The 15,760-nt window shown below is 69.1% G+C and carries 6 protein-coding genes; 5 read left to right on the top strand and 1 reads right to left on the bottom strand.

Going from position 1 to position 15,760, the window contains the following annotated elements; genetic code table 11:
- Positions 1-97 precede the first annotated feature (97 nt).
- From AB0F68_RS15465 to AB0F68_RS15475, 3 genes are all read left to right on the top strand, one after another.
- Positions 98-2,539 (top strand): M14 family zinc carboxypeptidase, encoded by a 2,442-nt coding sequence (locus tag AB0F68_RS15465; protein ID WP_357337768.1) that lies wholly within the window; start codon positions 98-100, stop codon positions 2,537-2,539.
- A gap of 381 nt (positions 2,540-2,920) precedes the next feature.
- Positions 2,921-8,449, top strand: a complete 5,529-nt coding sequence (locus tag AB0F68_RS15470) for an AAA domain-containing protein (RefSeq protein WP_357337770.1) — start codon at positions 2,921-2,923, stop codon at positions 8,447-8,449.
- A 159-nt stretch (positions 8,450-8,608) separates the two neighbouring features.
- Positions 8,609-10,447: a DUF262 domain-containing protein gene (locus AB0F68_RS15475; RefSeq protein WP_357337772.1), complete on the top strand. Its 1,839-nt coding sequence runs from the start codon at positions 8,609-8,611 to the stop codon at positions 10,445-10,447.
- Positions 10,448-11,512: 1,065 nt separating this feature from the next.
- Here AB0F68_RS15475 and AB0F68_RS15480 read toward each other — a convergent pair.
- Positions 11,513-14,587, bottom strand: a complete 3,075-nt coding sequence (locus tag AB0F68_RS15480) for a DUF3427 domain-containing protein (protein WP_357337779.1) — start codon at positions 14,585-14,587, stop codon at positions 11,513-11,515.
- Between the two features lie 190 nt (positions 14,588-14,777).
- Between AB0F68_RS15480 and AB0F68_RS15485 the strand changes: the two genes are divergently transcribed.
- Both AB0F68_RS15485 and AB0F68_RS15490 read left to right on the top strand, forming a co-directional pair.
- On the top strand, positions 14,778-15,056 hold the full coding sequence (locus AB0F68_RS15485; RefSeq protein ID WP_357337781.1) for a TIGR03618 family F420-dependent PPOX class oxidoreductase: 279 nt from the start codon (positions 14,778-14,780) through the stop codon (positions 15,054-15,056).
- A gap of 85 nt (positions 15,057-15,141) precedes the next feature.
- Positions 15,142-15,760, top strand: a 619-nt coding sequence (locus AB0F68_RS15490) for an IS5 family transposase (protein ID WP_357337784.1), incomplete at its 3' end; no start/stop codon positions are given.

Below are 15,760 nucleotides of genomic sequence, written 5' to 3' on the forward strand. Positions count from 1 at the left end.
GTTGGCGTCACACTTTGCGCAGCTGCGGCAGCCGGGGGTGACCACCCCGACGCCTCGACTGCGCGGCCTTCTGGATCGCCTCGCCGGAAGGACTCTCATGAGGAGTACGCAAAGATCCCACGGACCGCGCCGATTCCTGGCACTGCTCGCCCTACCGCTGGCGCTCGCCGTCAGCGCACCCGGCCTCGCCAGTCCGACGACGGACAACGCCGTGGCCCCCGACCGGTCGTCGACCGGCGAACAGAACGGCGTCGGCCTGATGCGCATCGTCGTCGCCGACAAGTCGGGCATCGACCGCCTCAACGCCCTCGGCGTCGACCTCGCCGAGTACGTCAAGCCGGTCGACAACGGCATCGAGGTGCACGCGATCCTCAGCCCGCAGGAGAGCCAGGCGCTGCGCGACAAGGGCTTCGACGTGCAGGACGCCATCTCCGACCAGAGCGACTACGCGCAGAACATGGCCGAGCGGTCCGCCTCCATCCGGGCCGCGACGGCGGCGACCGCCGCCACCGACACCCTGACCGTGCTGCGGGCCGAATGGTTCTCCAGCCTCGACAACCAGCTCTTCCTCAACGTCGAGGTGAAGTCGAGCGCCGGCCCCGACTCTACGACGGTGCTCACGGCCAGCTGGGACAGCGGGCCCGGCACGGCGATCGGCTCCGGCGGCACCGCCACCATGTCCCGGTTCACCGACGCCGGCCAGTACATGTACCACCGCTTCAGCAACCCGGTCCCCATCGCCGCCGCACCGGCCAGGGCCACCATCACCAGCAACAAGGGCGGCTCGGCCACCGTCGACGTCGCGAAGTGGCTGGGCAGCCCGCGCAAGGACCCCGGCAAGCACCCGTACGTGTCGGACTTCGTCGACCACTACATGGACCCGACCGAGGTCACCGCGCGGTTCACCGGCCTGGCCGCCGAGTTCCCGAAGCTGACCGAACTGATCGACCTGCCGTACAAGACGAACGGCTACCGGCGCCAGGCACAGGCGCAGTTCGGCACCGCCGCGGCCAGCACCGTCTACGTCACCTCCAAGGCGTACGGCTCCGAGGGCGGCAACGACATCACCATGTCGCTGGTCAACCCGGGCACGGCGAACGCCCCGCTGAGCGTGAGCGTGTCCGGCAAGGCCGTCACGGTGAGCCTGGCCACCGACGGGTCCGGCGTGATCACCAGCACGGCGGCGCAGGTCGTCGCCGCGGTCAACGGCAACGCCGACGCGGCCAGGCTGCTCACCGCCAGCACGTACCGGGGCAACGCCGGCACTGGCGTGGTGGCCGCCGCTCCGGTGACCCAGCTGACCGACAACCTGAAGGCGCCGGTGAGCGTGTCCCGCGAGCCGTTCCAGATGAAGGTCCTGCGGATCGGCAAGCACCGCGACGGCTCGAAGGTCGGGGTCTTCCTCTACTGCCAGGAGCACGCCCGGGAATGGGTGACCCCGCTGGTCTGCGTGGAGTCCGCCGAGCGGCTGCTGCGCAACTACGCCAGGGACCCGGACACCCGCAAGATCGTCGACGACCTGGACATCTTCATCCTGCCGGTCGTCAACCCGGACGGCGCGCACTACAGCATGTACGACTTCAACATGCAGCGGCGGAACATGACCAACTACTGCCCGGCGTCCAACGCGGACCCGGGCCGCCGCAACGCCTGGGGCGTCGACGTCAACCGGAACTTCTCGGTCGGCTCCGTCTTCGACGGCTACGTCGGCGCGTCGGCGACCAACTGCACCAGCGACACGTTCGCCGGGCCGAGCGAGCTGTCCGAGCCGGAGGCGCGCAACGAGGTGTGGCTGGTCGACCGCTTCCCGAACATCAAGCTCTCGATGAACACCCACTCCTACGGCGGGTACTTCATGTGGCCGCCGGGGGCGTACAAGGCCGAGGGGCGGGAGGTGCTGCCGCGGGTGGACCAGGGCACCGAGGCGTACTTCTGGACCTCCTCGGACTACATCCTCTCCCGGGTGCAGGAGTACCGGGGCACGGCGATCTGGCCGGGCCGTACCGGCCCGGTGACGGACGTGCTGTACTCGGCGGCCGGCAACAGCGCCGACGAGCACTGGTACAACCGGGGCATCATCGGCTGGGACTTCGAGGTCGGCGCGGACATCTACAACCCGACGACCGGGCGGTTCACCGCGGTCGGGTTCCAGCCGCCGTTCGCCGAGGGGCATGAGGAGGCGATGGAGTTCGCCAACGGCAACATCGCGATTCTTGAGGTGGCCCGGGCGTACGCGACGGACAAGATCCAGCCTCGGACGTCGCTGAAGGTCGTCAAGCAGGAGGCGGGGGCTACGGCGTTCACCTTCAGCACCAGTGAGCCGGCGAACGTGTACTACACGCTTGATGGGAGTCGGCCGACGTACAGCTCGCCGAAGCTGGCGCTGGCGGGGATGCGTGAGGGCGTCCAGAACATCACGGTGAACAGCGATACGACGGTGAACTGGTTCTCGATCGACATCGCCGGCAACGTGGAGAGCAACTACAAGCCGGACGGTGAAGGCAGCAACTACAACAAGCAGAGGCTGGCCGTCCAGTAGGCGATTCACCGCTTGCACACTGGTGGCCGCCGACCTTAGGGCGGCGGCCACCAGCCTGTGGAAGGCCGGCCCCGTGCTGAGTGGCTGGGGCGTACCGGAGCGCGGCGCCGGTCGCTGTCGGATGCCGGGTGGTGTGCACACGCTCCCGATGACAATTGTTGCCGCGGGCACTAATGCCTGTGCAGGTTCTTGACAGGGTTAAGCGGGCCGACGGGGCCGTCCGATCGGGGGAGCGCCGCGGGTCCCGCTGGCTGGCGTGCCGAAGGTAGTGTTTTGGACACCGCCGGTGGGGAGGTGGGAGTGCCGCATCACGTGTGCTGACATCGGACCAGACCTCGTCACCTGGGACAGTCCCACCCGCCAGAACCAAAAAGGTGCCGCATGCTTTCCCGCTCCCCGTCCGCCACGGAATCGCCGGCGCTGATCCTGGACCGTGCCACCTCCCTGGTCGACTATCTGATGGCCGTGCGCGCCCAGATGGAGAAGCCGGCTCGGACGGTGCCGCAGGCCGACGCGTTCTGGCAGCACCAACTACCCAGCCACGTCGACTGCCAGGTAGGCGTGTCTGCTGACGACGGCAGCTGGCTGCGGATCGGCCTTCCGCCCGCGCCGAAGCAGCTGCGGGCGCCCGCCGAGTTCAGCCCCTACCTCGCCGCACCGGTGTCGTATGAGAGCGAACCGCGGCTGGCCGGCGAAGAGGAGACGGTCGAGCACCTCCGTACCCGGTTCGAGCAGTGGCGGGAGCGAGACTGGCGCCCGTGGGCCGAGCAGGCCCGACGTACCGAAGCGGTCCGGAAACTGCACCGCAGCCTGTTCGACCTTATGCACCGCGTCGACATGAACGCTGCCAGCCAGGAGCTGGTGTGGGGGCACGGCGTCCTGCGCACGGACGTCGGCGCGAATCGGGTCCAGTACCCGCTCGTGGTGACCCCGGTCGCCATCGAGTTCGACGCCGACAGGTCGATGATCCGGGTATTGCCGCAGGGCGCCGGCCGCCTCCAGACCGACCCGCTGACCGGTCTCGACGAGCGATACCTCAGCCAACTGCTCGCCCTCGCCGGCTCCGGCGGGCAGCTCGACCTCGATGTCTGGGACGACTTCACCCGCCTGGAGTTCCTCGAACGGGCCCTGCGCCGCCTCGGACTCGATCCGACCGTCCGGGCCGCCGACGCGCCCGCCCCGGCCGGCCCGTACGTCCACGACACCGGCGTGCTCTTCGTCCGGCCCAGGCAGCGGATGCTGCGCCGGTTCCTCGAGGAACTGCGGGCCCGCCTGCTCAGCGGCGACACCCTGAGCATCGGGGCGCTGGCCGCCATCCTCGCCCACGAGCCGAGCCGCTTGGAGATGCCGCAGGACCAGCCGGCACGGTGGGCGCCGCTGGGGGAGCGGCTGCTCATGCCGCTGCCCACCAACGAAGCGCAGGAGTCCATCGCCCGGCGCCTCGCCCAGCACCGCAACGTGGCCGTCCAAGGCCCGCCCGGCACCGGCAAGACCCACACCATCCGCAACCTGATCTGCCACCTGATGGCGCACGGCAAGCGGGTCCTCGTGGTCGCGCAGAAGGAGGACCCGCTGCGCGTCCTGCGAGACGGCCTGCCGCAGGAGATCCAGTCGCTGTGCCTGGCGGTGCTCGGCCGCTCCACCGACCAGCTCGTCCAGCTCCAGCTGGCCGCCCGCGAACTCTCCGACCGCGGCGCCACCCTCGACAAGCGGAGCGAGCAGCAGCGGGTGGACCGGCTACGCCACCAGCTCGAGGAGGCCGAGCGCGACCTCGGCCAGGCGCTCGGGGCGCTGCGCACCCTGGCAGAGAACGAGTCCGCCCAGCACGAGATCGACGGCATCCGGCTGTCGCCGAGCGACGTCGGCGGCTGGCTGCGGGGTCGCGCCGAACGGTACGGCGACATCCCCGACGAGATCCCCCCGGACCTCGACGCCCCGCTCACCGTCGAGGAGTTCACCGACCTGCTCGACATTGCCCGCCGTACCGTGCGCCAGGACCGCACTCAGGCGCTACGACATCTGCCCACGGCGGCCGCGCTGCCGGCCGCCTCGGCCGTGCTCGCCGCGCGGCGAGAACTTGCCGCGACCCGCGCCGAGCTCGACCGGCTCGTCGCCGACGGTGTGGTGCTGCCGGAGGTACGGGCGTTCGGTCGGCCCGCCCTCGATGAGCTCGCCGGACACCTGCGTGAGGCCCTCACCCTGCTCACCGCCAGGGAGGGTGCGTGGACGGACGCGCTGGCCAAGTTGCTGCAGGCCGACCCGAACTGGCAGGCGATATGGGAGGACCACGTTGCCGCCTGCCAGCGGGCGCTCGCCGAACTCGCCACGGCGACCCGGGCCGTCGCCGGCCACCAGGTAACCGTCCCCGACGGGCACCTGGCCGAGCCGCGCCGGCTGCTGGCGCAGCTCGGCGAACTTCGCCAGCGCTTCGCCATAGGCAAGGGCGTCAGCAAGCTCTTCCAGGGCACTCTCGCCAAACTCGCCGCGGACTGCCACATCGACGGCGAGATCCTGCGCACCGCCGAGGACGTCGACATCGTCGTCGCGTACGTCAACCGCCTCCGCCTGCGGCAGGAACTCGCCACCCGGTGGACCGAGTGGCGGAATCTGCTCAACCTGCCGAAGGAACCCAGCGACCAGCCCGAACTCTGGACCGGCCGACTGCTCACCGACGCGGCGACCGCTTTGGACTGGGACCGCCGACGCTGGCCCACCCTGCACGCGACCGTCCGCCGGCTGGTGCCCCGGGCCGAGCACGCGATCGACGTACGCCGGCTGACCGCGCTCACCGACCTGGTCGCCCGGTGCGCGGCGATCTTCACCCACGACCGGCTCGCCGCCGAGGAGCGCGAGCTGGGCGTCGTGCTCCAGGTCGGCATGTCCACCAGCGACGCCAGTGAGCTGTGGCGGCTGCTCGACCAGAGCCGGCGGCAGGCCGATCTGCCCGGCTGGGACGGAATCCTCGACGAGGTACGCCGGCTGGCCGGCCTGCGCCCCGACGCCCAACGGTTCACCCAGCTCGTCGAACGGCTCCGCCCGGCCGCCCCCGCCTGGACCGCCCAGATCGACGAGGGCACCGCCACCGCCATCGCCGGCACCGGCGGCGACTGCCTGCACCGGTGGCAGTGGCGCCGCACCCAGACCTGGTTCGACACCGTCGTGGGCAGCATCGACCCGCTCGCGCTCGGGCGGCGGGTCGAGCAAACCCGGGACCGCATCCGGCGGCTCACCCAGGAACTCGTCGTCGCCTCCTCCTGGCTGGAAGTCTCCAAGGCGCTCGACGACCGTCGGCGGGCAGCGCTTGCCGACTGGACCACCGCGCTGCGCAAGATCGGAAAGGGTACGGGTAAGAACGCCGCCCAGTGGCAGGCGCACGCCCAGCGGGCCATGAGCGCCGCCGTCGACGCCGTACCAGTCTGGGTCATGTCCGTCGACCGGGCCATCGAGCAGTTCGCCGGCGGCGCGCACTTCGACGTCGTGATCGTCGACGAAGCGTCCCAGGCCGACATGTTCTCGCTGCCCATCCTCAGCCTGGCTGAACGCGCCGTCGTCGTCGGCGACGACCAGCAGATCGGTCCACAGCTGGTGGGCGTGGGCACCATCAGCGGCCTGATCAACTCGCACCTGGTTGACGTGCCCTCCGCCGAGCACTTCGATCAGGAGAGCAGCCTCTACGACCACGCCGTCCGGCGCTCCCCGGAACGCATCCTGCTCACCGAGCACTTCCGCTCGGTGCCGGCGATCATCCGCTTCTCCAGCGAGACGTACTACGGCGGGGAGATCGAGCCGCTGCGCACGGACCGGCCCGCCGGCATCGGCGACCCCGTCAACGCCGTGCACGTGCCGGAGGGCATCCGCCAGGACCTGTCCGGCTACGGCAACGTCAACGTTGCGGAAGCCGAAGCCCTCGTCGCACGGGTCGCGGCGATTGTTGCCGACCCCGCATACGAGGCACGCAGCATCGGTGTGGTCAGCCTGCTCAGCACCAGCGGCCAGGCCCTCTACCTGCTTACCCGCCTCCGCGAGGAAATCGGCGAGGCAGAGATGGAACGGCGCCGGCTGCGCGTCGGCGATTCGTACACCTTCCAAGGCGACGAGCGGGACATCGTCCTGGTGTCGATGGTCGTCGAGCCGCATCACGGCCCGGTGTCCCCCTTCACGAAACGTGACCACCATCGGCGCGTCAACGTCGCCGCCTCGCGTGCCCGGGACCAGCTGTGGGTGTTCCACTCGGTGCAGCCGGCCCACCTGCGCGAGGACGACGCCCGCGGGCTGCTGCTCACCTACTGCCAGAACGTCACCGCAGCCGACGAGGCGTACGACAACCTGGAGAAGCGCTGCGACAGCGACTTCGAACGTGAAGTGCTGCGCCGTATCCTGCGCCGCGGATACCAGCCGCTGCCGCAGTTCCGCATCGGCGGGTACCGGATCGACTTCGTCCTGCCCGCGCCCGACGGCCGGCGGCTAGCAATCGAGTGCGACGGCGACGCGTACCACGGGCCGGACCAGTGGGAGAGCGACATGCGCCGGCAGGCGGTGCTGGAGCGGGTCGGCAACTGCGTCTTCGTGCGCATCCGGGGGAGTGTGTTCAGCCGGGATCCGGAGGCGGCGCTGGAGCCCCTGTGGCAGCGGATCGACGAGCTGGGCATCAGCGTCCCGCCGCCGGTCGTCGCGGTGCCTACGTCTGCGCCGTTCGTCGCGCCGGAGGTCCCCTCGGCGCGGCCTGCCGAGCCCGCGCTGACCGAGGCCGTGACACCGCCATCGGAACAGCCGTTGTCGCCTCCGATCACTGCGCCCGTCGCGGCCGAGCCCGTCGGCGAGGTGTCCGTTGCGCCGGCGGCGCCCGAAACTCTGCTGCCGCAGCCCGCCGCGCGCGAGGCCGCCCGACCATCGCCGGTCCGGCTCGACTCTGGTTCGCCATCCGGTGTCGAACCGGCCGCGGAGGAGCCGGCACCACCGCCGGCCGCCGTGCCGGCGAGTCAGGACCCTGGTACGACACCTGCGGTCGGGCCCGCCGCCGAGGAGCGGACGCCACCGCCGGTCGTCGTGCCGCCTCGGCAGGCCGTTCGGGAGCCGGCGGTCGTTGTACCCCCGCGGCAGCCTGGGCCGGAGGTGGTCTCGCAGTCGACCGACGGGCCTGCGACGGACGACGGCATGGTGCCCGTGCCGGTCGGCTACCGCAACGTCGCATGGCTACGGCCGTACGAGGCGGTGGCCGCGGTCGACTGCTACCAGCACTGCCGGGACGTGCCGATCCGGCACGAAGGCAAGGTGCTGGGCTGGGCCAGGTACTACGACAGCGCGTCCCCCGAGGCTCGCAAGTACCGGGCCAACGTCCGGGTCGAGCGAGCCCACCCGACCGGCGCGCGACTGATCTGCTGGGTACGCCCCCACGAGGCGAAGGCCGTCATCAGCGCCGCCTCGATGAAGCGGGACACGCCGGTGGAAGACAGTCGCGGCCGCCACGCTGGGCTGGTGCAGTACTTCCCGCCGACCAGCCCAGCCGCGGTTCGGTTCCGCAGCGCCACCCGGCTGCTGCGGCTCTCCGGCAGTAATGAGGGCCGGGAGGTCCCGCCCACCTCGCCGCCTTCAGCCGCCCTCGAGACGACCGATCGCACGACTCTCGAGGACACCCTCAACCAGGCGATCGGGCGGGCTTACGGGGGCGCCGAGGACGTGCCGGACGAGCCGGACGGCGAGACGACCGACCGGCGGGCGCTGGAAGCGACCTTCCACGACGCCATGGTCCGCAGCTACGAGCGGGCGCGCGACGAGGCGAACTACACGCCGCGCTGTTCCTCCGCATGCTCACCGAGAAGGGTGGGTTGGCGACCGCCCGGCAATTGCTGCGCAACCCCGGCGTCTCCGACGGGTTTACGGCGCTCTGGGAGCGGGGGCGGGTGGACCTGACCGTTGAGGCGGTCGTCATCCGACCGAAGTTCCGGGCGCTGTTCACCGACGACGAGTTGGCGACCGCCAGCAGCCGAGTAGTGGAGGCGTCGGCACACCTGGCCTGAGGTGCCGGAAGGCTGCAATACAGTCCGCAACGATGAGCAGGGGAGAACGTGTATGAAGGCGGATACCGTCCAGCTTGTCCACATCTTCGGCACAGACCGCCGACATGTCATCCCCGTTTTCCAGCGGCCCTATGTCTGGGACGAGGAGCGCAACTGGGCACCGCTCTGGTCGGACGTGCGGGTGGCAGCCGAGGAAGTGGAAGGGGAAATGGGCGGTGCCGCCGGCGGGTACCCGACCACGCCTCGCACCCACTTTCTCGGCGCCATCGTGCTTGAGCGGACGCCCCCGGCGCCAGGCAGGATTCTGGCGATGAACGTGATCGACGGTCAGCAGCGCCTGACGACCCTGCAGGTACTGCTGGCCTCCTGTCGAGTCGTCGCCCGGGAGCACTCCGCCGATAACGCTGAAGCGCTGTTGAAACTGTTGCTGAACAACACCGAGCAGCTGGTCCACCCACAGCACCCGTATGAGCGGTACAAGGTATGGCCGTCGCTGCCGGACCGAGACGCGTTCAAGGCCATCTTCGCCGCCCACCTTCCACAGGCGCGGCCAGACGAACACCGACTGCTGGCGGCTCGCCGCTACTTCGACAACGAACTGCGGGACTGGCTCGCCGAATCACCCACCCCGGTCCAGCGAGCCGACGCCCTCGTGATCGCCCTCCGAGAGCGCCTCGGTCTAGTCGAGATCCAGTTGGAGGGATATGACGACGCCCAGGTCATCTTCGAGACGTTAAACGACCGCGGTACCCGGCTGCGCGCTTCCGACCTCGTGAAGAACACCCTGTTCCGGCTGGCAGAGCAGCAGGGTGAGGACGTCACGGACCTGCACGATAAGTATTGGGTGCCCCTCGAGGCCGCGTGGTGGAGCCAGGAAGTCACCACCGGCCGGTTCAAGCGCGCTCGGATCGACCTGCTGCTGTCGTACTGGCTGGCAATTCGCACCGGGCAGGAAGTTCCGGTCGAGCGGTTGTTCGCCGACTTCCGGCGCTGGCTAACGGCCAGCAAGGCCGCTGCCGGGGAGGTCCTGGCCGACCTGAGCCACCACGGCACGGCGATGCGGCGGATGGAAAGCCTTCCCGGCTCCGAGCCAAGCGGCCGGCTGCTGCAGGTGCTTAATCTGCTCAACACCACCACCCCGGTGCCGGTCCTGCTGCACCTGCAGGCGCGGGCCGGCGTTAGCCCAGAGCAGCGAGCAATTGCGGCCACTGCCATCGAATCCTTCCTAGTCCGCAGGTTTGTCTGCGGCAGGACCACCAAGGACTACAACCGGTTGTTCCTGGCAGTGCTGCAGAACCTCCGGGCCACCGACGACACCGTCGTGGGCGAGCAGCTCCGCGATCAACTCGCCACCCAGACTGCTGAGTCCCGATACTGGCCAGACGACGACGAGTTCATAGACCGCCTGCTGCAGACGAACTTGTACTTCCTGCTGCGTGGTCCCCGACTGCGCGTTCTGCTCGGCGGGATAGAGGCTCAACTGCGGGGAGAGAAGTCGGAGATGGACTTCAGCCCTGCGCAGGCCGCCAAATTGAGCGTCGAGCACCTGCTGCCCCAAGAGTGGGAACAGCACTACCCGCTGCGCACCGACGAGCCGGCGGACCGGGCCAGAGAGATGCGCGAAAACGCCCTTCACATGCTGGGCAACCTGACCCTGACCACCACCAAGCTCAACTCCTCTATCAGCAACGGGCCCTGGTACGCCAAGCGCACCGAACTCAACAAGCACGCCGTCCTCCTGCTGACCTCCGCAAGCGTTCTTCAGGCACCGGCCGATGCACCGCAGGACATGGCGCGCACCTGGACGCAGGGATGGACCGAAGACCATATTGCCGTGCGGTCCGCGACGCTCATTGAGGTGGCCTGCCTGGCCTGGCCGGGGCCAGAGTGAGCTGAGCCATGCCGGCGCCCGGGGCATCTAAAGAAGCTGGATGCCTCGGGCGGCGACCAGCATATAGGCGGACAGGAGCCCGATAGCCGCCGTTCAGCCAGGACCGGTGTCTGATCGACGGTTCTACCGACCCCCAACTTTGCCGAAGAATCCAAAAGAACCTATGCCGCCGATGGGTGGCGCAGGGCCGTTGGATTTCGGGGGTGGCTGTGGTCGCAAGAAGGGGCATCGGCGACTTCTACGCTGATGCCGAAGGTCAGGGCTGGGACACGCCCGGACATGACTGGGAGTACGACGACCGCCCCGACCGTACACCTGACGTCTGGCTCGATCGGCTGACCTCCGCGCCCTCAACGCAGCTCTACGGCAATCGGCTGAGGGGCACAACCAACAGGTCGGCCCGACAACCCCAGACAAAGGGCCGCGCCAATGGTGGGGTAGGTCGTACCGCCGGTTCATCCCGCCCGACCGAACGCGAAATCGCCGACGCTGCCCACACCATCAAGGCCGAGATTCCCAACATCCGCCCGAAGGCCATTGCCAAGCGGCTGCGGCAACGAGGGTGGACCCACGTGGACTCGCTGGAGGTCGCCGCCGCCCTGCAGCGCCATCCGATCCCCACGACAGGTGCCAAGAATCGCGCGGCGACTCAACCGGGGCCCCGCCCTGCCAGCCAGAAGGCGCTCCGCCCAACGAAGGCGCCAGATCAGCCGCGCGGGGGCGATGGCCCCCAACTCCGTAGTCGATTTGAGGAGGCAGTCCGCATGGCCCGGAGTCACAAGCCCCTCCTGGATGCGGCCGGCCTAGCTCATTATCTGCGGAGGAATGGGTGGCCCGCTTGCACAGAGACAGAGGTGCGGAAAGTATTGAAGACCCTCCGTGACGCCTCGTCTCGCAAATCCAAGAGGCCTCAGCCCACACAAGTTGCCCGTTTTATCGCCAGGAGCACTCGTCGGTCGCGGCGGACGCCCCCGCCACAGCCTGTCGAGATCTGCCCCTCATGCGCAGTCCGTATCTCCATCCTCGGCACGTGCCGCTGCTCGTAGCTGCACCCAGGGAGACTTCTCAGGCGGCGATCGCCCGAGCGGCGGCGTACGCGTCGGCGGGGAGCGGATGGTGTAGGTGCCAGAGGATTCGCATCGGCCGGTCACCCGTGTGCTCCTGGTACGTCATCGGCCCGGCGTACAGGTACGGTGGTGCGCCCAGGTCACGGTCGGCGACCTTGGTCTCCCGGACGAACAGGTGCACCGTCGACCCACGCTCGACGTGATGGATGTAGCGCTGCCCAGTGGCCGACGCCGACGAGGTGGTGCTCTGCGAGTCCCACTGGAACAGGCTGTCGGTGATGGCCCGGTCCGCGTACATCGTCGTGGGGGAGTAGTGCTCCTCGGACTTGACAAGGGTGACGAAGAAGAGGTCGGCCTGCTGGTCCGGCAGCCACTTGACCCCCTCACGCAGAGATCCTGGGTTCGCCATCCCGAAGGCCGCGCACGCTTCGTTGCGGCTGTAGCGGGCGTGCACCCGCAGCGGCACCCGGTCCGACAGCGGATCGACCGTCACCCGGTGGATCCGATCCCGCAGCACCTCGGCGACCTGGCGTAGCTCGGCGCACCGCGCCGGCTCCGCCCAGAGCCGCTTCAGCCGTGCCTCGCGCTCGCTCAGTGGTACCGACGGCCCCCAGAGGCTGAAGTGCAGCATGTCCAGGAGCTGTCCGCTGCCGGGGTGCACGCCGGCCGCCACGCGAGCCAGGAGGTCCAGCCGGGCAACGTCGTCGATGTGCAGCATCCGGCCGATGGCCCGGCCCAGCTCCCGGTCGTCCGACCCGCCGGTCGAGGTCTCGACGCCCGCCAGGCGCCGCAGCCCGGCCCACCCGCCAATGCTCGCCGACCGATAGACGTCCTCGATCTCCAGGCCGGTCTCCCGCAGGAACTCGGCCAGGCTCACATCACCGAGCTGTCGCAGCTCTGCCACCAGGCCGTTCTTCGAGGTCGGTAGGGCCGACTTCAGGTTGTCGAGCACGACCTTTCGGGCGACCGGGTCGAGCTGGATGTGACAGCCGCTCGGCAAGCTCGGAAAGTCCTGGTCGACCGCGTCGTACACTGCCCGCCGGCTGATCCCGGTCAGCGCCCGCCAGCGCAGGTCGAACCGGAAGTTGGCGTTCTGCCCGCCGATGAAGTCGAGCACGGTCAGGCAGGGCTTGTCGTCGTCGAGGCGCAGGCCGCGGCCGAGCTGCTGCAGGAAGATCGTGGCGCTCTCGGTGGGTCGCAGCATGAGGATCGTGTCGACCATCGGTAGGTCGACGCCCTCGTTGAACAGGTCGACGGTAAACAGCACCCGCAGCTCACGGTTGCGGAACGCGGTCAGCAGCGCCTGCCGCCCAGCGGGGTCAACCCGCGAGGTCACCGCCGCCGACGGTACGCCGTGCTCGGTGAACCAGTCGGCCATGAACTGGGCGTGCCCGATGCTCACGCAGAAGCCGAGCGCCCGCATCTGCCCGACGTCGGCGGTGTCGCGAACTGCCCGCAGGATCATCCGGGCTCGGGCATGGTTTCCGGTGTAGACGCCGTCCAGCTCGGCCGGGTCGTAGCCCTGCCCGCGCTTCCAGCGCAGCTGCGACAGGTCGACGTCGTCGTGCAGCCCGAAATACTGGAACGGCGCTAGCAGCTGCCGCTCCAACGCCTCCCACAGGTGCAGCTCCACCGAGGCGCGGCCGTCGAACCACCGGCGCACGTCGCCACCGTCGCTGCGGTCCGGGGTTGCGGTCAGCCCCAGCAGTACGCGCGGCCGCAGCCGTTCCAGCAGCCGGGCGTACGTAGGCGCTTCGGCGTGGTGGAACTCGTCGACGATCACCATGTCGTACGCCTCGGGGTCTATCTCCTGCCGGTGTAGTGACTGGATCGAAGCGAATACGTACTTCCAGTTCTTGGGCCGGTCGCCGCCGACGAGAGATTCGCCGAAGCTGCCGTCCCCCATTACCTGCCGGAACACCGAGCGGCTCTGTCGCAGGATCTGCTCCTGATGTGCGACGAAGAGCAGCGATTGAACGTGGCCAGCCTTGCGGAGCCGCCGGTAGTCCAGCGCGGCCACCACGGTCTTGCCGGTGCCGGTCGCCATCACCACCAGGTTTCGCCAGCGGCCGTGCACGAGTCGCTCGGCGTCCAGGTCGTCGAGGATCTCCTGCTGGTAGGGAAACGGCCGAACGTCCAGGTTCGCGATCTCGGTCGGTGCCTCGTCGGGGCGCTCGCCGCGCAGGGCGATGCGTAGCCGGTCGGCGTCCTTCGCGGGGTCGTACGCCTCGAAAGCTGAGTCGTTCCAGTAGTCGGTGAACGTCGCCTCAAACGTGTCAATGACGTGCGGCTGCTCCAAGTTGGAGACCCGGACGTTCCACTCCACGCCGTCGACCAACGCGGCCTTGGAAAGATTCGAGGAGCCGACGTACGCGGTCGTGGTGCCGTTGTTGCGGCGGAACAGCCACGCCTTGGCGTGCAGTCGGGTGGTCCTGGTCTCGTAGGAGACCTTGATATTGGCACCCAGCTCGGCGAGCCGGTCCAGAGCCCGCTGGTCGGTGGCGCCCATGTATGTCGTGGTGATGACGCGCAGCCTGCCGCCGCGGGCGATCAGGTCGCGGATCGCCGGCTCGACGATGCGCAGACCGTGCCACTTGATGAAGGCGCAGAGCAGGTCCACGTTGTCGGCGGAGGCCATCTCGTGCGTGACCTCGTGGCCGATCCGAGGCTGGTGCCGGCCATTGACCAGGAGCCCACCGGTGGAGAGCGGGGTCGTGGGGCGTACTGGGAAGCTGGCTAGGGCTGGCGGCATCGGCGGTGAGGCGATGGCGTGCAGCAGGCGCTGAGCGTCAGCGACCTGGTCATCGGCGCTGACGGCGCCCGGCTCGGCCTCGGCGATGCTCTCAGCAATCCGGTTTGCCAGTTCGATCTGGCGGGCGAGTTTGTCGTCGCCACCGACAACGGCGAGCAGCGCGCGGCGGGCGAGCGCCGCGATGTGCCGAGCGAGTACCTCGTGCGCGTCGGCCGGGTCGAGCTTGTGGCGCTGGACGAGGGCGGGGTCGACGTGCTGAAGCCGCTCGGCGAGCTGCTGGGTGATCAGGTGCTCGTAGATACCCCGCTCAGGATCCGTCACATCAGGAAGCTAACCAGTAGATGCGGCAATGCACTGCCCCGACTGTCGCGCTCAGGCGCCGTTCTCCAGCCGGGGCCTTCCGGGGCCTCAAAGACACGAGCGGCTGCGCCGGAACCGCCGACACCATCGAGATGCCGGGCCCGCATGGCTGCATCCGTCGGCCGCCCATAATGGCCGTACGGCCAAGTCCATGATCCATGGGCAATGGCTGCAGTTCGTCTCGTACGGCACCCGCACCGGCAAGCTCGCGACAACACGGGCCGACGGCTCGCCGCACATCGTCCCAGTGTGGTTCGTACTCGACGGCGACGACGTGCTGTTCGACACCGGCAAGACCTCGGTGAAGGGCCGCAACCTCGCCCGCGACGGCAGGGCCGTGCTGTGCGTCGACGACGAGAACCCGCTATACGCGTTCGTGCCGCTAAGTGCGTGTTTGACAAGGTCGAGTGTGGATGGTGTGGCGGCGTGACGATGGCCGTCGGGGCGGGCAGGGTGTCCGGGCGTCGTCGCCTCGTCGTGGTTACCCGTCGGACCTGACCGATGCCCAGTGGGCGTTGATCGAAGGGTTGTTGCCGGAGCCGAGCACGGACGGGCGGCGGGAGAAGCACCCTCGTCGGGAGATCGTCAACGCGATCTTGTACGTGGTCCGTTCGGGGTGTCCGTGGCGGTACCTGCCGGCGGATCTGCCGCCGTGGCAGACGGTGTACTGGTACTTCGTGCGCTGGGAAGACGCCGGTGTGACCGAGAACCTGCTGGCCACGCTGCGGGTTAAGGCGCGGGTGCAGGACGGGCGGAAGCCGGAGCCGTCGGCGGGGATCATCGACTCGCAGTCGGTGAAGGGCGCCGACACCGTCGGGCAGCAGACGCGTGGTTACGACGCGGGTAAGAAGGTCAACTGCAAGAAACGGTTCATCATCACCGATACCGGCGGGCTGTTGGTCACGGTGGCGGTGATGGCCGCGTCGTGGCAGGACCGCGACGGCGCGAAGATCGCCCTGCTCAGCGCTTATCTGGCCACCCCGATCCGGCACGTCTTCGCCGACCAGGGCTTCGCGGACCGTCTCGTCGACTGGACCCACGACACCTTGAAGATCACGCTGGAGATCGTGCGGAAGCCCGCTGACCAGCGGGGCTTCGCCGTGCACCCGCGCAGGTGGGTCGTGGAGCGGACCC

Source organism: Micromonospora sp. NPDC023966 (assembly GCF_040639095.1).
Classification (GTDB): Bacteria; Actinomycetota; Actinomycetes; order Mycobacteriales; family Micromonosporaceae; genus Micromonospora.

Bases quoted from the DNA above. Each gene is read 5' to 3' on its own strand.
- AB0F68_RS15470 (WP_357337770.1), top strand. From the start codon at position 2,921: ATGCTTTCCCGCTCCCCGTCCGCCACGGAATCGCCGGCGCTGATCCTG.
- AB0F68_RS15465 (WP_357337768.1), top strand. From the start codon at position 98: ATGAGGAGTACGCAAAGATCCCACGGACCGCGCCGATTCCTGGCACTG.
- AB0F68_RS15485 (WP_357337781.1), top strand. From the start codon at position 14,778: ATGATCCATGGGCAATGGCTGCAGTTCGTCTCGTACGGCACCCGCACC.
- AB0F68_RS15475 (WP_357337772.1), top strand. From the start codon at position 8,609: ATGAAGGCGGATACCGTCCAGCTTGTCCACATCTTCGGCACAGACCGC.